The sequence below is a fragment of the Streptomyces ficellus genome (assembly GCF_009739905.1).
GTDB lineage: Bacteria > Actinomycetota > Actinomycetes > Streptomycetales > Streptomycetaceae > Streptomyces > Streptomyces ficellus_A.
Map to the genome: position 1 here is coordinate 2,231,075 of NZ_CP034279.1, position 22,017 is coordinate 2,253,091.

Genomic DNA, 22,017 nt, shown 5'->3' on the forward strand with positions numbered 1-22,017 from the left:
TCAGGCGTCGTGCCCGAGGGCCATGGCCACCAGGTCGTCGGCGTCCATCGAGTCGATCCGGTCTTCGGTACGGCGGGGGTCGGGGGTGTCGGGGCCGGCGCCGACGTCGTCCTGGACCTCCAGGGCGCCGGTCGCGGGACCGTCCGCCAACTCCAGGAGCTTGTCCAGCAGTCCGGCCTGACGCAGCAGTTCCAGCGGGATCCCGGCGAGTACCTCACGGACCTCGGGCTCCGTCGCCGTGCCGCTGCCGGCGGCCGGTTCGAGCTCGGTGAGCAGGAACTCGGCGACCGCCCGCGGGTTGGGGTGGTCGAACACGATGCTGGCGGGGAGCCGCAGCCCGGTCGCCGCGGCGAGCCGGTTGCGCAGCTCGACCGCGGTGAGCGAGTCGAAGCCCAGCTCCTTGAAGTCGCGCCCCGCCTTCACGGTGCCCGTCCCGGTGTGCCCCAGCACGGCCGCCGTCTCGGCGACCACGGCCGCCACCATCGCCTGGGTGCGCTGCGCCGGGGGCAGGCCGCGCAAGCGGCGGGCGAGGGCGGGCCCGTCCCCGGACCCGGCCGCCGCGGTACGGCGGTTGCGGACCGGCACGAGATCGCGCAGCTGGGCGGGGAGCGTGCCTTCCAGGGCGCGGGACCGCAGCGTGTTCAGGTCCAGGCGCATCGCCGCGAGTACCGGCGCGCCCGCCGCGTGCGCGTCGTCCAGCAGGGCGAGTCCCTGGCCGCTGGGGATCGGCAGGACACCGGCGGAGGACATCCGGCGCCGGTCCTGATCGGCCAGCCCCTCCGTCATCCCGCTGGACTCCTCCCACAGGCCCCAGGCGATCGAGGTGGCCGGCAGGCCGGCGGCGCGCCGCCGTTCGGCCAGCGCGTCCAGGTAGGCGTTGGCCGCCGCGTAGTTGCCCTGGCCGGGAGCGCCGAGGACACCCGCGATCGACGAGAACAGCACGAAGGCGCTCAGCCCGCGGTCCCGGGTCAGCTCGTCCAGGTGCGCGGCCACGTCGACCTTCGGCCGGAAGACGGTGGCGACGTCGTCCGCGGTGAGCGACTCGACGGTGCCGTCCGCGACGACCCCGGCCGCGTGCACGACGGCGGTCGGCGGATGGGCGGCGAGCAGGGCCGCGACGCCCTCCCGGTCGGTGAGGTCCACAGCGACAGCGGTGACGTCGGCCCCCAGCGCGGTCAGTTCAGTCACGAGTTCCGCGGCGCCGGGCGCGTCCGGGCCCCGGCGGCCGGCCAGCACCAGGCGGCGGACCCCGTACGCGGTGACCAGGTGCCGGGCGACCAGGCGGCCCAGTGTCCCGGTGCCGCCGGTGATCAGCACGCTGTCGCCCCAGTCCGGCGCCGCTGCGTCGGTCGTGCGGGCGCGGACCACGCGCCGTGCCAGCACGGCCTCCCCGCGCAGGGCGAGTTGCGGCTCGTCGAGGGTGACGGCACCGGCGAGCAGGGGCGCGGACGGCGTTTCGGCGGGGTCGAGTTCCAGCAGCAGGAACCGGCCCGGGTGCTCCGTCTGGGCCGTCCGTACGAGGCCGTAGGCGGCGGCGGCCGCCAGGGCGTCGGACCCGCCCTGCCCCTCCGGGAGACCGGGGGCGACCGTGTCACCGGGGGCGCCGGTTGTCGCGGCGTGACCGAGGAACACCAGCTTCGATTCGCTGAACCGCGCGTCGGCGAGCCAGGCCTGGATCGTCCCGAGCGTGCCGACGGTCGCCTCCAGCGCACCGGTGGACGCCGGGACGGGGACGAAGACCACGGCGGGAGCCGGCCGGCCCTCGTCCATCGCCGTGCCCAGCCCGTAGAGGTCCGCGAAACGCGCCACCTCGGTCCCGAGCCCCTCGGCCACGCCGAACAGGTCCTCGCCGACCACGGCCCAGCCACCGCCGTCCACCGGGACCGCTCCGCCGCTCGGGGCGACCTCCACCCACTCGGGGCGGTACAGGTGCTCCGGTGTGCGCGTCGCGCTCCCGGCGGCTGGGGGCCGTACGAGGAGGGAGTCGACCGTCAGCACCGGCCGGCCGCCACCGTCGGTGGCGAGCACGGCGAAGGTGTCCGTGCCGGTGGGGGTGACTCGTACCCGCAGGGCGGACGCCTTCCCGGCGTGCACGGTGACACCGTTCCAGGAGAACGGCAGCTTCGCCTCCGCCACCGGCCCGACCAGCGCGGCCGAGTGGACGGCCGCGTCGATCAGCGCGGGATGGAGGGTGAAGCCGGCCGTGTCGGGAGCGGTCTGCGGCTCGATCTCGGTGAACACCTCGTCGCCGCACCGCCAGGCGGCGCGGATGCCGCGGAACGCCGGCCCGTACTCGAGACCGGTCGCCGCCAGCTCCTCGTACAGTCCCGCCACGTCGACCGGCTCGCTCCCGGCGGGCGGCCACGACAGCAGCCGCCCGTCCTCGGCCGGCTCCCGCGGCTCGGCGCCCAGGGTGCCCGTGGCGTGCGTGGTCCACTCCTCCAGCGCGCCGCCGCGCCCGTGGACGGTGACGGCGCGCCGTCCGTCGTCCGCGGCCGCGCCCACCGACACCTGGAGCTGGACCTCCCCGTCCTCCGGCAGGAGGACCGGCGAGACGATCACCAGCTCCTCGAGCGTGCCACAACCCACCTCGTCCCCCGCCCGGACCAGGCACTCGACGAGCGCCGCGCCGGGCAACGGAACCACGCCGCCGACGCGGTGCTCGGCGAGCCAGGGGTGTTCACGGATCGAGAGCCGGGCGGTGAACACGTGCCCGCCCGAGCCGGCGAGCGCGACCGCCGCGCCGAGCAGGGCGTGTCCGGTGCTTTCCAGACCGGCCGAGTGCACGTCGCTCCGCTGGGAGCGGGACGCTTCGAGCCAGTAGCGTTGGCGTTGGAAGGGATAGGTGGGCAGGTCGACCCGGGTGGCGGCGGTCCCCTCGAACAACACCCCCCAGTCCACCGCGACACCCGACGTGAACAACCGCCCCAAGGCCGACAGGAACGCCTGCTCCTCCGACCGGTCCTTCCGCAACACCGGCACCGTCACCGCACCCGGCACCACACCCGCCGCCATCCCCGACAACACACCATCAGGACCCAGCTCCAAAAACACCGACACCCCGGCATCGGCAAGCGCCCGCACCCCATCACCGAAACGCACCGCCTCCCGAACATGCCGCACCCAGTACTCCGGCGACGACACCAACCCAGGACCAGCCACACCACCCGTCACATTCGACACCAACGGCATACGCGGCTCGGAGAACGACAACCCCTCCACCACCGCACGGAACTCCGCCAACATCGGCTCCATCAACGGCGAATGAAACGCATGCGACACCCGCAACCGCGACGACTTCCGCCCCGGCAACGCAGCAACCACCCCCTCCACCGCACCCACATCACCCGCGACCACCACAGCCTCAGGACCATTGACCGCAGCGATCGACACCCCCTCACCCAACAGCGGCAACACCTCCGCCTCAGACACACCCAACGCCACCATCGCCCCACCCTCCGGCAGAGCCTCCATCAACCGCGCACGCGCCCCCACCAGCACACACGCATCCTCAAGCGACAACACCCCCGCCACATGCGCCGCAGCCACCTCACCAATCGAATGACCCGACACAAACTCCGGCACCACACCCAACGACTCCACCAACCGGAACAACGCCACCTCAACCGCAAACAACGCCGGCTGAGCCCAACCCGTCCGACTCAACAACCCCGCATCCGACCCCCACACCACCTCACGCAAACCATCAAACCGCCCCACCACCTCATCAAACACCCCCGCAAACACCGGGAAACGCCCATACAACTCCCGGCCCATACCCAAACGCTGAGCACCCTGACCCGAGAACAACACCCCCACCCGACCCACACCATCAACCACACCACGCGCCGCCTCCACCACACCCTCAGCAGAAGCCAACACCACCGCCCGATGACCAAACACCGACCGACCCAACAACGACCAACCCACATCCACCCGGCCCCGCGCACCCACCGGCGAACCCACCGAACCCAGGGCCACCAGCCGCGCATCCAGCGCCCCCGCCGACTTCCCCGACACCACCCACGGCACCACACCCGGCACCGAACCGGGCACCGAACCGGGCACCGACTCCCCGCCACCAGACACCGACTCCGCAGCGCCAGGCACCGACTCCACCCCCGGCGCCGACTCCAAAATCACATGCGCGTTCGTCCCACTGATCCCGAACGACGACACCGCAGACCGACGCACACCCCCAACAGACCCCGGCCACGCGACGTTCTCCGTCACCAACTCCACCGCACCCGACGACCAGTCCACATGCGGCGACGGCGCATCCACATGCAACGTCCGAGGCACCACACCCGCACGCATCGCCATCACCATCTTGATCACACCACCCACACCCGCAGCCGCCTGCGCATGCCCGATGTTCGACTTCAACGACCCCAACAACACCGGACGCCCACGATCACCACGCCCATACGTCGCCAGCAACGCCTCCGCCTCAATCGGATCACCCAAAGACGTCCCCGTCCCATGAGCCTCCACCACATCCACATCCACCACCGACAACCCCGCACCCGCCAACGCCTCACGGATCACCCGCTGCTGCGACGGACCATTCGGCGCCGTCAAACCATTCGACGCACCATCGGAGTTGACCGCGCTGCCGCGCACCACGCCAAGGATCCGGCGCCCGTTGCGCACGGCGTCGGACAGCCGCTCCAGCAGGAGAACACCAGCACCCTCGGACCAGCCGACGCCGTTGGCGGCCGCCGCGAAGGCACGGCACCGGCCGTCCGGGGACAGGCCGCGCTGGCGGGAGAACTCGACGAAGGTCTCGGGTGACGCGAGGACGGTCACGCCGCCGGCCAGGGCGAGGTCGCACTCGCCCTGCCGCAGCGCCTGCGCCGCCAGGTGCAGGGCGACCAGCGACGACGAACACGCCGTGTCCACGGTCAGGGTCGGACCCTCGAAGCCGAAGGTGTAGGAGACGCGGCCGGAGGCGACACTGCCCGCGGTCCCCGTGCTCACGTATCCCTCCAGCTCCTCGGGCACCCCACCGAGCCGCGACACATAGTCGTGGTGCATCACGCCGGCGAACACGCCGGTGCGGCTGCCGCGCAGCGAGACCGGGTCGATGCCGGCCCGCTCGAACGCCTCCCACGACACCTCCAGCAGCAGCCGCTGCTGCGGGTCGGTGGCCAGTGCCTCCCTCGGGCTCATCCCGAAGAACTCCGCGTCGAAGTCACCGGGGCCGGTCAGGAAGCCGCCGTGGCGGGCGTAGGAGGTCCCGGGTGTGTCCGGGTCGTCGTCGAAGAGACGGCCGAGGTCCCAGCCGCGGTCGGTCGGGAACTCGCCGATCGCGTCGACACCTTCGTGGACCAGGTTCCACAGGTCGTCGGGGGACTCGATCCCGCCCGGGTAGCGGCAGCCCATGGCCACGATCGCGATCGCCTCGTCGTCGGCGGCCCGGGCGGGCCGTGCGGCGGGCGCGGTGGCCGGGAGGGCCGTGCCGGTCAATTCGTCGCGGATGTGTGCGGCGAGCGCGGCGACCGTCGGGTAGTCGAAGGCGACCGCCGCGGGAAGCCGCAGCCCGGTGGCGGCGGCGAGCCGGTGGCGCAGCTCGACCACGGTCAGCGAGTCGAAGCCGAGGTCCCCGAAGGACCGGTCGGCGTCCGCCGCGGTGAGCGCGGCCCTGCCGAGTACCGTCGCGACCTCCGTGGCGACGAGTTCCCGGACCGTCTCGGTCCGTGCCTGCTCGGGCAGGCCGAGGAGGCGCTGCGTCAGTGTCGTGTCGCCGCCGCTCGCGGTGCGGCGGGCGGGTGCGGGCGCCAGGCCGCGCAGTACGGCGGGCACCGGGCCGGTGGCCTGGGCGCGCAGTGCGGCGGTGTCGATGCGCGCCGCGACCACCGCGGCGCGGTCCCCGTGGAGCGCGGCGTCGAAGAGCGCGAGTCCCTCGTCCGTGGTCAGCGGGGTGATCCCGGAACGCTTCAGCCGCTTGACGTCCGCCTCGGCGAGGGCGCCGGCCATGCCGCCGTGCTCAGCCCACAGCCCCCAGGCGATGGAGGTCGCGGGCAGTCCGATGGCGCGTCGGTGCTCGGCGAGGGCGTCGAGGAAGACGTTGGCCGCGGCGTAGTTGGCCTGGCCCGCCCCGCCGAGGGCGCCCGACACCGAGGAGAACACGACGAACGCGTCGAGGGGCGTGCCGTCGGTCAGTTCGTGCAGATTGACGGCGGCGTCCACCTTGGGGCGCATGACGGCGTCGATGCGGTCGGGGGTCAGGGCGGCGAGTACGCCGTCGTCGAGGACTCCCGCGCTGTGCACGACAGCGGTCAGCGGGTGTGCCGCGGGTATCCCGGCCAGGAGGGCGGCGACCGCGTCCCGGTCGCCGGTGTCGCACGCCGCCAGGGTGACGCGGGCGCCGAGGTCCTCCAGTTCGGAGACGAGACCGGCCGCGCCGGGGGCGTCGGAGCCCCGGCGGCCGGCCAGCAGCAGGTGCCGGGCGCCGTACGCGGTGACGAGGTGGCGGGTGATGACCCGGCCGAGCGCCCCGGTAGCCCCGGTGACGAGGACGGTTCCCTCGGGGTCGAGGTGGGTACGCCCGGTCTCCGCGCGCGGTGTGCGCGTCAGACGGGGTACGCGGACGGAGGTGTCGCGCAAGGCGAGCTGCGGCTCACCGGTGGCGAGCGCGGCCGCCAGGAGCGGGCGTTCGGGTTCCGTGCCGGGTTCGCCGTCGACCAGGACGAAGCGGTCCGGGTGCTCGGTCTGCGCCGAGCGGACCAGGCCCCAGAGTGCGGCGTTGGGCGGGTCGCCCGCCTCTTCGCCGGAGGCGGCGGCCATGGCCCCGCGGGTGACGAACACCAGGCGGGACGCGGCGAACCGGTCGTCGGCCAGCCAGTGCCGCATCAGCGCCAGCGCACGGTGGGCGGCGGTACGGGCGGCCTCGGCGAGGGGACCGCCGAGGGGCGGGCACGGTACCAGGACGGCGTCCGGTACGGGTCCGGCCGCGGCGAGCGCGTCGAGCCCGGCCGTGTCCGTGGCCTCGCCCCAGGTGGCGGGTGCGCCCCCGGTGCCGGCCGTCGGCGCGGACGTCCACTCGATCGCGTACAGGGGCGCGGTGGCCCCGGCACCGCCTGCCTGCGGGGTGGTGCCGGCGCGCAGGGTCAGCGACGTCACGGAGGCGACGGGCTGGCCGGCCGGGTCGGCGAGCCGGAGCGACACGGTGTCGCCGTCGCCGACCGGGGTGAGGGCGACCCGCAGGCGGGACGCGCCCGCGGCGGCGAGGCTGACCCCGGTCCAGGAGAACGGGAGGCGCAGTTCCGTCCCCGGCTCTCGGGTGTGGGTGGTGTGCAGGGCGGCGTCGAGGAGTGCCGGGTGGATGCCGTACTCGGACACGTCGGCCCCGTCGGGCAGGGCGACCTCGGCGAACACCTCGCCGTCCCGCCCGCGCCAGGCGGCCTTGAGGCCCTGGAACAGCGGACCGTAGCCGTACCCCTGGGCGTCGAGGCGTTCGTACAGTCCGGTCAGCTCGACGGGTTCGGCGCCCTGCGGGGGCCACTGGCCCGCCAGTGTGAACGTGTCGTCCGCGGGCTCCGGCCCGAGGACGCCCTCGGCGTGCCGGGTCCAGGTGTCGTCCTGGCCCTCCTCCTGCGCGAACACGCCGAACCGTCGGTGGCCGGAGTCGTCCGGCGCGTCGACCGTCAGCTGGATCCGTACGGCGCCGGTCTCGGCGAGCGTCAGCGGTGAGCTGAGGGTCAGCTCCGCCACGGTGGCGCAACCGACCTCGTCGCCGGCCCGCACCGCCATCTCGACGAAGGCGGCTCCGGGCACGATCGCCCGGCCGCCGACAGTGTGCTCGGCCAGCCACGGGTGGGTCGCCCGGGACAGGCGGGAGGTGAACAGTACGCGTCCGTCGTCGGCCAGTTCGACGGCCGCCGCGAGCAGGGGGTGCCCGGCGGCGGACATGCCCGTCGCGCGCACATCGCCGGATCCGGTGCCGTGTGCTTCGAGCCAGTAGCGTTGGCGTTGGAAGGGATAGGTGGGCAGGTCGACCCGGGTGGCGGCGGTCCCCTCGAACAACACCCCCCAGTCCACCGCGACACCCGACGTGAACAACCGCCCCAGCGCCGACAGGAACGCCTGCTCCTCCGACCGGTCCTTCCGCAACACCGGCACCGTCACCACACCCGGCACCACACCCGCCGCCATCCCCGACAACACACCATCAGGACCCAGCTCCAAAAACACCGACACCCCGGCATCGGCAAGCGCCCGCACCCCATCACCGAAACGCACCGCCTCCCGAACATGCCGCACCCAGTACTCCGGCGACGACACCAACCCAGGACCAGCCACACCACCCGTCACATTCGACACCAACGGCATACGCGGCTCGGAGAACGACAACCCCTCCACCACCGCACGGAACTCCGCCAACATCGGCTCCATCAACGGCGAATGAAACGCATGCGACACCCGCAACCGCGACGACTTCCGCCCCGGCAACGCAGCAACCACCCCCTCCACCGCACCCACATCACCCGCGACCACCACAGCCTCAGGACCATTGACCGCAGCGATCGACACCCCCTCACCCAACAGCGGCAACACCTCCGCCTCAGACACACCCAACGCCACCATCGCCCCACCCTCCGGCAGAGCCTCCATCAACCGCGCACGCGCCCCCACCAGCACACACGCATCCTCAAGCGACAACACCCCCGCCACATGCGCCGCAGCCACCTCACCAATCGAATGACCCGACACAAACTCCGGCACCACACCCAACGACTCCACCAACCGGAACAACGCCACCTCAACCGCAAACAACGCCGGCTGAGCCCAACCCGTCCGACTCAACAACCCCGCATCCGACCCCCACACCACCTCACGCAAACCATCAAACCGCCCCACCACCTCATCAAACACCCCCGCAAACACCGGGAAACGCCCATACAACTCCCGGCCCATACCCAAACGCTGAGCACCCTGACCCGAGAACAACACCCCCACCCGACCCACACCATCAACCACACCACGCGCCGCCTCCACCACACCCTCAGCAGAAGCCAACACCACCGCCCGATGACCAAACACCGACCGACCCAACAACGACCAACCCACATCCACCCGGCCCCGCGCACCCACCGGCGAACCCACCGAACCCAGGGCCACCAGCCGCGCATCCAGCGCCCCCGCCGACTTCCCCGACACCACCCACGGCACCACACCCGGCACCGAACCGGGCACCGACTCCCCGCCACCAGACACCGACTCCGCAGCGCCAGGCACCGACTCCACCCCCGGCGCCGACTCCAAAATCACATGCGCGTTCGTCCCACTGATCCCGAACGACGACACCGCAGACCGACGCACACCCCCAACAGACCCCGGCCACGCGACGTTCTCCGTCACCAACTCCACCGCACCCGACGACCAGTCCACATGCGGCGACGGCGCATCCACATGCAACGTCCGAGGCACCACACCCGCACGCATCGCCATCACCATCTTGATCACACCACCCACACCCGCAGCCGCCTGCGCATGCCCGATGTTCGACTTCAACGACCCCAACAACACCGGACGCCCACGATCACCACGCCCATACGTCGCCAGCAACGCCTCCGCCTCAATCGGATCACCCAAAGACGTCCCCGTCCCATGAGCCTCCACCACATCCACATCCACCACCGACAACCCCGCACCCGCCAACGCCTCACGGATCACCCGCTGCTGCGACGGACCATTCGGCGCCGTCAAACCATTCGACGCACCGTCCTGGTTCAGGGCCGATCCCCGGACGATCGCGAGCACGGGGTGGTCGTTGCGGACCGCGTCCGAGAGCCGCTCCAGGAGGAGCATGCCGGCGCCTTCGGACCAGCCGGTGCCGTTGGCACCGGCGGCGAAGGCACGGCACCGGCCGTCGGGTGACAGCGCCCGCTGGCGGGAGAAGTCGAGGAACACCTGCGGCGAGGCCATGACCGCCACGCCGCCGGCCAGGGCGAGGTCGCACTCGCCCTGCCGCAGCGCCTGTGCCGCCTGGTGCAGGGCGACCAGCGACGACGAGCACGCCGTGTCCACGGTGACGGCCGGGCCCTCCAGGCCCAGGGTGTAGGCGATGCGGCCGGAGGCGACACTGCCGGCCGCCGCGGTGCCGAGGTAGCCCTCCAGCTCCTCGGGAACGCCTTCGTAACGCTCCGCGTAGTCGTGGTGCATGAGACCGGCCCAGACGCCGGTGCGGCTGCCGCGCAGCGAGACCGGGTCGATGCCGGCCCGCTCGAACGCCTCCCACGACACCTCCAGCAGCAGCCGCTGCTGCGGGTCCATCACGAGGGCCTCGCCGGGGGCGATGCCGAAGAAGCCGGGGTCGAAGTCGCCGACGTCGTGCAGGAATCCGCCGTGGCGGGTGTAGCAGGTACCGGGTGCGTCCGGGTCCGTGTCGAACAGCGCGGCGAGGTCCCAGCCGCGGTTCGCGGGGAACTCGCCGATGCCCTCACGGCCTTCGACGACGAGGCTCCACAGGTCCTCCGGGGAGGTGATGCCGCCCGGGTAGCGGCAGCCCATGGCCACGATCGCGATCGGCTCGTCGTCGGCCGGCCGGGGGCGACGCGACGCGGGGGTGGCGGTGTCGGCGGGCGTACCCGTCAGTTCGGCGGCGAGGTGGCGGGCCAGCGCTTCGGGGGTGGGGTGGTCGAAGGCGACGGCGGCGGAAAGGGCGAGACCGGTGGCCTCGACGAGCCGGTTGCGCAGCCGGACCGCGGTCAGGGACGTCAGGCCGAGTTCCTTGAAGGCCCGGTCCGCGGCGACGGTCGTGGGCGCGTTGTCGCCGAGGACGGCGACGACCGCGGCCACGACGCGCTCGACGAGTGCCGCCCGACGCGCGGCGTCGGTGAGCGGCTCCAGCTCGTGGGCGAGCCGGGCGCGTACGGAGGCGTCGGGCGCCGTCCAGTCGTCCGCGGTGTCGGCCGCGCGCGGTGGCAGGAGGAGGTGGGCCGCGGGCCGGGCCGGGCCGGGGGCCAGGAGGCCTGTGTCCGGGCCGGTCAGGGCGGTGTCGAACAGGGCCAGTCCGTCCCGGACGGGGATCGCCGTTTCGTCACCGTCGGCCCAGGCGGCCGTGGCGAGCAGGGCGCCGGTGCCGCCATGGGCGCGGTGGGCGCGGACGAGGGCGGCGGCGGAGGCGGTGGACGCGCCGGCGTCCTGACCGTCGGCGCCGAGGGCCGTGGTCAGTGGGGCGATCACCACGAGGGCGGGCAGGCCGCTGCCGCCGGCGGCCTCGTACAAGGCGTGCAGGGCGTGCGTGTCGTCCGGGTCCGGGCCGTCGGCCATGGGCGCGGCGTGCACGAGCGCGGTCACCGGGCCGTCCAAGTCGGCCACCGCGTCGGTGGTGGTGCGGACGTCGGCACCGAGGGCGGTCAGTTCGGCGGTGAGCGCGGCGAGGCCCTCGCTGTCCCGGTCGGTGAGCAGCAGGCGGCGTACGCCGTGACCGGTGACGAGCTGCTCGGCGACGGCGGCGCCCACGGTCCCCCGTGCGCCGGTGACGACGGTGAGGCCGTCGGGGTCGAGGCGGGGGACGGCCGTGTGGGGTGCGGCCGCCGGGGCGAGCCGTGGGACGAGGGCGTCGCCCGCGCGGACGGCGATCCGAGGCTCGCCCGATTCGACGAGCCGGCGCAGGGCGTCGGGGGTGATGGCGTCCTCGTCGAGGTCGACGAGGACGAGCCGTCCGGGGTGCGCGGTCTGGAGGGACCTCAGCCGGGACCATGCTTCTCCGGCCACCGGGCCGGTCTGGAACGCCGCGTCCACGGCGCCCCGGGTCACGACGACGAGCCGTGACGGCGCCGGGGGGTTCCCCTCGTCCGTGCGGCCCGTCTCGTCGGCGAGGTCCGCGAGGCGGGCGGCGACACCGTCCGCCAGGTCGGCGGGGTCGCCGAGCGGCCGGACGACGGCCGGGTCGCCCTCGGCGGTCTCCGGGCTCCCGCCGTGCAGTTCCCAGGCGCGGGTGTCGGCGCTTCCGCTGTCCGGCAGCGGTACCCAGTCCAGGCGGAATAGGCCGTCGACGGTGCCCGTACCGGTGGCGAGGAGCCGGCGCGGCTGGTCGAGCAGGGCGTCCCGGACGATCTTGCCTGAGGGAGTCCGCAGGATGCGAGCGACGGTGTGGAGTTCCTCGGGGACCTTGTAGTACGACAGCCGGGTGCGGCACTCGGCGAACAGGCGCGGCGCGTCGACGCCGTCGGGGCCCGGTACGACGAGAGCCACCGGGACCTGCCCGAGGACGTCGTGGGGCACCGCGACGACGGCGGCGTCGACGACGCCGGGGACCTGGCGCAGCACCTCCTCGACCTCGCCGGGGTGGATGTTCTGGCCGCCGCGGATGATCAGCTCCTTGATCCGGCCGGTGACGGTGAGGAAGCCGTCCGCGTCGCGGCACGCCAGGTCGCCCGTGCGGTGCCAGCCGTCCGCGGGGGGCGTGGCGGTGCCGGTGGCACCGTCGTAGTAGCCGAGCATGACGTTCGGTCCCTGTACCCACACCTCGCCCTCCTGGCCGGTGGGGACGTCCTCGCCGGTCCGCGGGTCGACGAGCCGGAGTTCCAGTCCCGGCAGCGGGCGTCCGCAGGAGCCGTGCACGCGCGGGCCGTCGGGTGCGTTGGCGGTGATGGGGCCGCAGGTCTCGGTGGTGCCGTAGCTGTCGAGCAGGTCGACGCCGAACCGTTCCCGCACCAGGGCGCGCAGGGGCTCGGAGGCGACGGAGCCGGCGGTGAGGCAGACGCGCAGCGTGTCGGACACACCGGTGCCGCGTTCCCGGGCCGCCTCCACCAGCTGGTGGTACATGGCCGGGACGGCGGCGAGGAAGGTGAAGTCGCGGGTCGTGAGCAGTTCGAGTGCCTCGCCCGCCGAGAAGGCGGTCATGATGTGGGCGGTCGCGCCGACGGCGGTGACGCCGAGCACGCCGAGGTGGTGGCCGAGGCAGTGCGACAGGGGCAGCGGCCACAGGACGTGGTCGTCACCCGAGAGGCCGAGCGTCGGCGCGTAGCAGGCAGCGACGGTCCACAGGGAGTTGCGCGTGGTGGACAGCACGCCCTTGGGGCGGCCGGTCGTCCCGGACGTGTACAGCATGAAGGCCGGGTCGTCGAGGCCGAGGTCGTCCCGGGCGGGCCGCGTGGGTTCGGTGGTGGCCAGGGTGGTGAACGAGACCGTGCCGGAGGGTGAGCCCGCGGGCAGGGTGTCGCCTGTGACGACGACGATCAGGCCGGGGTGGCGGGGCAGCAGCGCGCGGATGTCGTCGAGGCGGGCGGGGTCGGTGACGAGGAGGCGTACGCCGGCGTCGGTGAGGATGTGGTCGAGTTCGTCGCCGCTGGTGCGGGGGTTGACTGGAATGCCGATGCCGGAGGCCCTGGCGATCGCGTGGTAGCTCTCCACCATGTCGACGCCGTTGTCGAGGTGGATGGCGGCGCGGTCGCCGCGGTCCAGGCCGAGCGTGCGGAAGTGTCCGGCCAGCCACGCGGTGCGGCGTTCCAGCTCGGCGTAGTCCACGCTGCGCCGGGCGTCGGAGAAGGCGGTCTTGCCGCCGAGCCGCTCGGCTTGGTCCCGCAGCAGTTCGTGCAACGGCCGGATCAGATCGCTGCGCAGCACTTCAGCACTTCCCTCGGTGTCGTTCTCGGTCATTCAGGTGGTTCGCCCGCCGGGGCGGGTGGCGTCAGGCCGGTCCGAAGACGCGGTCGACGAGGTGGGCGGCCTGCTCGCTGTTGAGCCGGGGGTCGCACAGCGTCGTGTAGTGGCGTTCGACGTCGTCCGGGCCGTGGACCGGCCCGCCGATGCACTCGGTGACGTCCTCGGCGGCGGTCTCCAGGTGCAGCCCACCCGGGTGTTGGCCGTGGGCGCGGAGGATGTCGCGGAAGCGGAGGGCCTCGTCGACGAGGTGGTCGAGGTGGCGCACCTTGATGCCGGAGGGCAGCTTGACGGTGTTGCCGTGCATGGGGTCGCTGAGCCAGACCACGGGGTGGCCGGCGTCGCGGACGGCGCGGACCACCGGGGGCAGGAGGGTGCCGATGTCGGCGCTGCCCATGCGGACGATGAAGGTGAGCCGTCCGGGTTCCCGGTGCGGGTCGAGCGCCCGGCACAGGGCGAGGACACCGTCGGGTGTGGAGCGGGGTCCGATCTTGCAGGCGACGGGGTTGATCACCGAGCCGAGCAGGGCGACGTGGGCGTGGCCGGGGTCGCCGGTGCGTTCACCGACCCACGGGTAGTGGGTGGAGCCGAGGAATCGGTCGCCGGTGGCCTCGTCGACGCGTACCAGTGCGCCGGTGTAGTCCATGACGAGCGCGTCGTGGCTGGACCAGGGGCCTGGGTGGACACCGTGCAGGGTCGCCCCGCGGTGGCCGCGCAGGGTCCGCTGGACCTCGTCGCTGAAGTGGTAGGCCCACAGCATGCGGACGGGGTCGTGCTTCCTGGCCTCGGGGGACCGGCCCTCGGCGTTGACCATGTGGCCGCGGAAGGCGGGCAGTTCGACGCCGTCGACCACTTCGAAGGGGGTGGAGCGGGGCTTGGCGTACTGGCCGCCGATGCGGCCGATCCTGACGACGCCGCGCCCGGTGTGGTGGCCGAGCCGTCCGGCCAGTGCGTCCAGGGCTTCGATCTTCGCCCGGGTGTGGTCGGGAGTGCTCTCGTAGAAGCTTTCCGCGCAGTCCCCGATCTGAAGCACGTGGGCCTCGCCGGCGGCGACCTCGGCGAGCCGGTCGCGCAGTTCGCGGACCTCGCCGGGAAGGACGAGGGGCGGGGCGGCCGTGAGGGTGGCCTTCACCCGCTCGTAGGCGGGGTGGTCGCCCCACTGCGGCTGCTGTCCGGCGGGCAGGTGCTCCCACTCGGGCGTGTGCCGGAGGTTCGAGACGTGGTCGCGGACAACGATGCCCTCCAGCTCGACGAGCAGGTCCGCGCGGCAGATGTCGGCGTTGAGGAACACCATGTCGACGGCCGGCGAGAGGGCCTCTCGGCAGATCCTCTCGACGCGGGCGATGTCCGACTGGTGGCGGACGTAGACCTTCACGGCGCGCAGGTCGTCGAGGGTGCAGCCCCGTCCGATGCCGTGCACGGAAAGGTTCCTGCCGCCGATGACGTGGGCGATGTTGTCCAGGGCCAGCCGGCACTGCGCCTCCACGTCGCCGGGGTGCATGGTGCGGTGGCCGAGGATGCCGGCGGTGCCGGACACGTAGAGCTGTTCGCCGCCGCCGTCCTGGGCGAGATAGGTGGCGCGGGCGAAGTTGGGGGCCTTGGGGCCGTACCGGCTCGGATAGTGGTAAGGCGGCACCTGGCGCGGGTTGTCGATGTTGACCTGGGTGCCGGCGCGGCAGGCGAGGAAGTAGAGGACGATGCCTCCGCCGTGCGCGCCGATGACGGTCGCGGCGGGCATGTCGTCGGTCATTCCGTACCGTTCGAGGGCGCGGGCCCGGCCGACGCAGAACTCCCGGTAGACCTCCAGGCCCGCCGCGTTCTCCTCGTTGACGCGGCTGATGTAGTGCCACACGCGGTAGAGCCGGCCGTAGCCGAGGGTGCGCGTCAGTTCGACCGCTTCGGTGTAGGCGGTTTCGGTGGCGTCGACGTAGTCGTCGCTCTCCGGTATGCGCGCGGCGCAGAACAGGAACTCGCCGTCCACGGCGTAGGACAGCGTGCCCGACCGGCCCGCCCGGACCGGCCGGGGCGAGGTCCACACTTCGGCGAACCCCTCCTCCACGGATCTGGCGATCTGGATGCCGACCACCGGGTGCCCGGCGTCCGTGCCGGGGTCCGACGGTTCGTGCGTGAAGTCGACCCTGCCCAGGACGTGCCGGCCCGGCGCCACCCGGTCGGCGGTCTTCAGACTCTGGAAGGTGACCGTCGGTGCGTACGTACTGCTCGTCATTGCCTTATCCCCCGTGGCCTCGTGCCGGGCTGGCTACAGTCCCGGTCTTGGGAACATTGCTCCTGCGCCGGTCACGAGCCGTTGCGACCGAGCGCCAGCCGCACCAGTTCCTCGGCGTCCATGTTCTTGATGGCGTGCTCCGCTGCCTCGGCGGCCTCGGAGGTGCGGCGGTCCGCGGGGGCGGCGCCCCCGGGCTTGTCAGCTTCGGCGGTGTCCGTGGCGGGCGCGGGCATAATGCGCCCGGCCAGCCAGTCCGCCACGGCCTGCGGTGTCGGATAGTCGAAGATCAGAGTCGAGGGCAGGCGCAGTCCGCTGACCGCGTCGAGCCGGTTGCGCAGCTCGATGCCGGTGAGCGAGTCCAGCCCGAGGTCGAGGAACCCGCGGTCCACCACCACGGTCGCCGGGCCGGCGTGCCCGAGGACGGCGGCGACGTGTTCCCGTACGACGGCGAGGACCTCGCGGGCCCGGTCCTGCTCCGGCAGGTCGGCCAGCCGGGCGCGGAGCGCGGCGGACTGGTCGGACCGCTCGGCGGTCCTGGCCCTGGGGAGCCGGACGAGGCCCCGCAGCAGCGGCGGCACCTGCTCGGCGCGGGAGAACAGCCGGCGCAGCGCCCTGACGTCGAGGCGGGCGGGCACGAGGGCGGCTTCGCCGGTGCCGGTGGCCAGGTCGAAAAGGGCGAGGCCCTCGTCGGTCGTCAGCGCGGTGAGCCCGACGCGGGCGGCACGGGCGCGGTCGGCCTCGGCTAGCCGGTCGACCATGCCCCCGTCGGCCTCCCAGGCTCCCCAGGCCAGGGCCTGGGCGGGCAGTCCGTGTTGCCGGCGGTGGGCGGCGAGGGCGTCGAGGAAGGCGTTCGCGGCGGCGTAGTTGGCCTGTCCGGCACCGCCCAGGGTGCCGGACAGCGACGAGAACAACGAGAAGAACCGCAGGTTCGTGCCGCGGGTCAGTTCGTGCAGGTTCCAGGCGGCGTCGACCTTGGGGCGCAGGACGTCCTGCAGCTCGCGCTCGGTGAGCGTCTCGAGCATGCCGTCGGCGAGGACACCGGCGGCGTGGACGACTCCGGTGAGCGGCCGGTCCTGCGGTACGGCGTCGAGGACGGCGGCCAGCGCGGCGCGGTCGGACACGTCGCACGCGGCGATCTCGACCTCGGCTCCCAGGTCCCGCAGCTTTGCGGCCAGTTCGGCGGCACCCTCGGTGGCGGGGCCGCGGCGGCTGAGGAGCAGGAGCCTGCGGGCGCCGTGCCGGACGACCAGGTGCTCGGCGAGGGCGGCGCCCAGGGCCCCGAGGGCTCCGGTGACCAGGACGGTGCCGGCCGGGTCGGGTGCCGGCGCCGCCGGGGCTCCGGTGGGCGCGGGGCGGGCCAGGCGGGGCACGAGGGGCTCGCCGTCGCGGAGCGCCGCCTGGGGTTCTTCGAGAGCGAGGAGGCCGGGCAGGGCGCGGGCCGACGCCTCGGTGCCGTCGGTGTCGACGAGGACGAACCGGTCGGGGTGCTCGGTCTGGGCGGTGCGCAGCAGGCCCCACACCGCGGCGCCGGTGAGGTCGGCGGGGGCGTCGCCCACGGCGCCCCGGGTGACCACCACGAGCCGTGCGGCGGCGAGCCGTTCGTCGGCCAGCCAGTCCTTGAGGGTGGTGAGCGTGGCGAGTGCGGCGTGCCGGACGGCGGCGGGCAGGTCGGCCGGGGTGCCGTCCGGGGCGGTGTGGGTGAGCACGACCAGGGCGGGCGGGGTGGCGCCCGCGTCGAGCGACCGGCGCAGGGCGCTGAGGTCGGGGTGCCAGGAGCCGTCGCCCCACTGGGCGCGCAGCGCTCCGGAGAGGCGTACGTCGTCGGCGCCGAGTGCCGCCCAGGGGCCCGCCGGGCGGGCGGAGCCCTCACGGGGCGGCGGCGGGTCGGCGGGGGCCCACTGCACGTGGAAGAGGGCGTCGTCCGTCGTGTCGCAAGCGACCAGTTGGTCGGGCGCCACCTCGCGCAGCCGGATCCTGTCGACGGTCACCACGGGGAGGCCCGCGTGGTCGACGGCGGTCAGGGACAGGGTCTCCTCGTCGGCGGCGACGATCCGGACCCGCAGGGCGACGGCGCCCCGGGCGTGAACTGCCACGTCCTGCCAGGCGTACGGCAGTCGTGTCTCGCCGTCGGCCTCGTCGTAACCGACCAGGGCGAGGGACTGCAGGGCGGCGTCCCAGAGGGCCGGGTGGAGGACGAAGCCGCCGGTCTCCTCGTGCCGGGCCTCGGGCAGGGACACCTCCGCGAACACCTCGGCGTCCCGGTGCCACAGGGCACGGACGCCCTGAAACGCGGGCCCGTAGTCGTAGCCGCGTGCGGCGAGCCGTTCGTACACGCCGTCGATGTCGACGGCGGTGGCGTCTGCCGGCGGCCATGCGCCGGTGAGCCCGGCCGTGTCGGGGACGGTGTCCGGTTCGGGGGTGACCGTCCCGGAGGCGTGGAGCTCGAAGGGGTCGTCGGGGAGGGCGTCCTCGCGGCGGGAGTGGACGGTGAGCGCGCGGGCGCCCTCCCCGTCCGGGGCCGACAGGGCTACGCGAAGGTGGACGGCCGTGTCGGCGGGCACGAGCAGCGGGGCGTGCAGGGTGATGTCCCGGACGGCGGGGCAGTCCGCGGCCTCGCCGGCGCGTGCCGCCAGTTCGACGAGTCCGGTGCCGGGCAGCAGGGCGGTGCCCCACATGGCGTGGTCGGCGAGCCAGGGCTGGGTCTCGGCGGAGATCCTGCCGGTGAGCAGCATGCCCTCGGATGCCGGGAGTTCGGCGGCGGCCCGGAGGAAGGGGTGGCGGACGGCGGTGAGGCCGAGTCCCGCCGCGTCGACGGTGTCCTGGTGCGGGGCGGTCCAGTAGCGGCTGCCCTGGAAGGCGTACGTGGGCAGTTCCAGCCCGGGGTCGGGGTGGCCGTCGAAGACGGCGTCCCAGTCGACGGTGACGCCGTCGGTGTGCAAGCGCGCCAGGGCGGCGAGCACGGTGCCGGTCTCGCCGCGGCCGCGCCGCAGGAGGGCGGCGAACACCGCGTCACCGGTGTCGTCCACCCCGGCGAGGGTGTCCTGGGCGGCCGGGGTGAGCGCGGTGTCCGGGCCGATCTCCAGGAACCGGGCGGCGCCTTGTGCGCGCAGGGTGCGGACGCCGTCGGCGAAGCGCACGGTGCCGCGGACGTGGGCGGCCCAGTACTCGGGTGAGCGGGCCTGTTCGGCGGTGAGGAGTTCGCCGGTGACGTTGGACACGACGGGCAGGCGGGGCGCGTGGGAGCTGACGGAGGACAGGACGGCGGAGAACGCCTCCAGGGCGGGCTCCATCAGCGCGGAGTGGAAGGCGTGCGAGGTGCGCAGGGGCCTGGTCCGTACGCCTTCGGCGCGGCAGGCGGCGGCGACCTTGTCGACGAGCGCGTCCTCGCCCGACACGACCACGGCGGAGGGCCCGTTGACGGCGGCGATGCTCACGTCGGCGCCCAGGGCGGCCATGAGGTCGCGCACCCACTGTTCGGGGGCGGCGACGGCGACCATGGCGCCGCCGGCGGGCAGGGCGTCCATCAGGCGTCCGCGTTCGGCGACCACCTTCGCCGCGTCGGGCAGGGACCAGACGCCGGCGATGTGGGCCGCGGTCAGTTCACCGATCGAGTGCCCCGCCAGGAGGGTCGGGCGCAGACCCCAGCTCGCGGTGAGCCGGTGCAGGGCCACTTCGAGGGCGAACGTCGCCGCCTGGGTGTAGGCGGTGCGGTCGAGGAGACGCGCGTCGGCGGTGTCGGGTCGGGCGAACAGCACGGTCTTCAGAGGCCGTTCGAAGTGGGGGGCGAACGCGGCGCACACCTCGTCGAGGGCTTCGGCGAAGACGGGGTACGCCGTGTACAGCTCGTGGCCCATGCGGGGCCGCTGGGCGCCCTGGCCGGTGAACAGCACCGCGAGCCCGCCCTGTCGGCGTGCCCGGACGCCGGCGACGTGGGTGTCGGCCTCGCCGGCCGCGAGAGCGTCGAGTCCGCGCAGCAGGTCGGCCCGGTCGGTGCCGAGGACGGCCGCGCGCACCGGCATGGCCGTCCGGCGGGTCGCGAGGGCCATGGCGACGTCGGCGGGTTGGGCGTCCTCGTGGTCGTCGGCCCAGGCGCGCAGCCGGGCGGCCTGGGCGCGCAGGGCCTCCTCGGTGCGGGCGGACAGGATCCAGGGGGCGGTGTCGATGTGGGGCCGCGTGGGTGTGGGCCCGGCACTCTCGGGGGCCTGTTCGAGGATGACGTGGGCATTGGTGCCGCTCAGTCCGAAGGAGGACACGGCCGCTCGGCGGGGCCGGCCGGTCTCGGGCCAGGGCACGGGGCTCAGGGTGACCAGCCGGACGTCGCCGACGGTCCAGTCGACCTGGGGTGAGGGCTCGTCGGCGTGCAGGGTGGGCGGGACGGTCCCGTGGCGCATGGCCTGCACCATTTTGATGATGCCGGCCACGCCCGCGGCGGCCTGGGTGTGGCCGATGTTGGACTTGACGGACCCGAGCAGCAGTGGGCGGCCGGCGGGCCTGCCGGTGCCGTAGGTCGCCAGGAGGGCCTGTGCCTCGATGGGGTCGCCGAGGCGGGTGCCGGTGCCGTGGCCCTCGACGACGTCGACGTCGGCCGGGCCGAGGCCGGCCCGGTCGAGGGCGCCTTGGATGACCCGCTGCTGGGAGGGGCCGTTGGGGGCGGTGATGCCGTTGGATCTGCCGTCCTGGTTGACGGCCGAGCCGCGGATCACCGCGAGGACGGGGTGGCCGAGGCGGCGGGCGTCGGAGAGCCGCTCGACGAGCAGCACTCCGACCCCTTCCGCGAATCCGGTGCCGTCGGCTCCCGCGCCGTAGGACTTGCACCGGCCGTCCGTGGCCAGTCCGCGCTGGCGGCTGAAGTAGACGAAGGTGTCGGGGGTCGTCATGACGGTGGCCCCGCCGACCAGGGCGAGCGAGCAGTCGTCGTCGGCGAGTGCCTGGCAGGCGACGTGGAGGGCGACCAGCGACGAGGAGCATGCCGTGTCGACCACGACGGCCGGGCCCTCGAGGCCGAAGGCGTAGGCCACGCGTCCGGCGGCCATGCTGGCGGTGTCGGTGGACGGGCCGGAGGACATGATGCCGCTGAATACGCCGACGCGGCCGCCCCGCAGGGTGTCCGGCCGGATGCCGGCGCGTTCGACGGCTTCGGCGGAGCACTCCAGCAGCAGTCGGTGCTGGGGGTCCATGGCCAGCGCCTCGCGGGGGCTGATGTCGAAGTACCCGGCGTCGAAGGAGGCGGCGTCCTGGAGGAAACCGCCCTCCCGGACGTAGCTCTTGCCGACGGCGTCGGGGTCGGGATCGTAGATGCCCGAGACGTCCCAGCCCCGGTCACCGGGGAATTCGGCCACCGCGTCGCGCCCCTCGGTCACCAGCCGCCACAGGTCGTCCGGCGAAGCCACTCCACCCGGATACCGGCATGCCATTCCTACGATTGCCACGGGCTCCGGGAGCCGGTTTTCCGCCGTGTGCAGACGTTGCCGCAGGTCCTGTATCTCCGCCGTCGCGCGCCTCAGATAGTCGACGTACTTCTGCTCGTCAGCCATTGTCTCCCCCGTTAATCAGACGCATCCCGAAAGCGCATTCCGGCACGCCGCACGGAACACCGAACCAATCACCCGGGCAGCCTGGGACGCATGACGGCGGGTGAGGAAAAAGAAAGTGGATATGGAAAGGTTTTTACCCGAAGCGGAATGAACGGCTCACCGGCCACCGGACGCGGCCGGTGAACCACGGGACCATGACTGGAGGATCAAGCGGAACGCTTCTGCCCGATCAGCTCGTCCAACTGGAGCCGAGCGGAGCAGGACGGGCACTGGGCGACCGAACGCCCCCTCGCCGCCTGCCGGAAGTGCTCCAGCGAGTCCCCTTCGATGCACAGCGCGTCGGCCAGCAGGGCGATCGACCGCCGCTGCGGCGTGGTGGTGCGGCCCCGTTCCAGATCGGAAATCGTCCGAATGCTCAGACCGGAACTGAAGGACAGTTCTTCCTGCGTCATCCCGGCCTGCTCACGAAGCAGACGCAACAGTGAGGCGAGCTCTTCCGCAGGACGATGATGCATGACAATGCGAGATATCACGTAGTTCTCCCCGTGAGCCCCCCTCGGGGCCACTTGAACCAGCCACCGAGGGGGAACAACGTGATTTGTGTTGGCGAGATCGACCCTAACACGGCACCTCTGGATCTTG

General features: G+C 73.3%; 4 protein-coding genes. All 4 read right to left on the reverse strand.

What is annotated here, in order from left to right:
- The 4 genes from EIZ62_RS09525 to EIZ62_RS09540 all read right to left on the reverse strand — a co-directional run bounded on the left by EIZ62_RS09525 (window position 1) and on the right by EIZ62_RS09540 (window position 21,908).
- Window positions 1-13,611, reverse strand: a complete 13,611-nt coding sequence (locus EIZ62_RS09525) for a type I polyketide synthase (protein WP_156692275.1) — start codon at window positions 13,609-13,611, stop codon at window positions 1-3.
- Between the two features lie 31 nt (window positions 13,612-13,642).
- The gene (locus EIZ62_RS32400) at window positions 13,643-15,841 is read right to left on the reverse strand and encodes an FkbO/Hyg5 family chorismatase (RefSeq protein WP_244375582.1); all 2,199 of its coding nucleotides are present in this window, start codon (window positions 15,839-15,841) and stop codon (window positions 13,643-13,645) included.
- Between the two features lie 71 nt (window positions 15,842-15,912).
- Entirely contained in the window at window positions 15,913-21,375 is a 5,463-nt protein-coding gene (locus EIZ62_RS09535; protein WP_156692276.1) for a type I polyketide synthase, read from the reverse strand.
- Between the two features lie 206 nt (window positions 21,376-21,581).
- Complete coding sequence (locus tag EIZ62_RS09540; RefSeq protein WP_208827843.1) at window positions 21,582-21,908, reverse strand: helix-turn-helix domain-containing protein; 327 nt, start codon at window positions 21,906-21,908, stop codon at window positions 21,582-21,584.
- Window positions 21,909-22,017 lie beyond the last annotated feature (109 nt).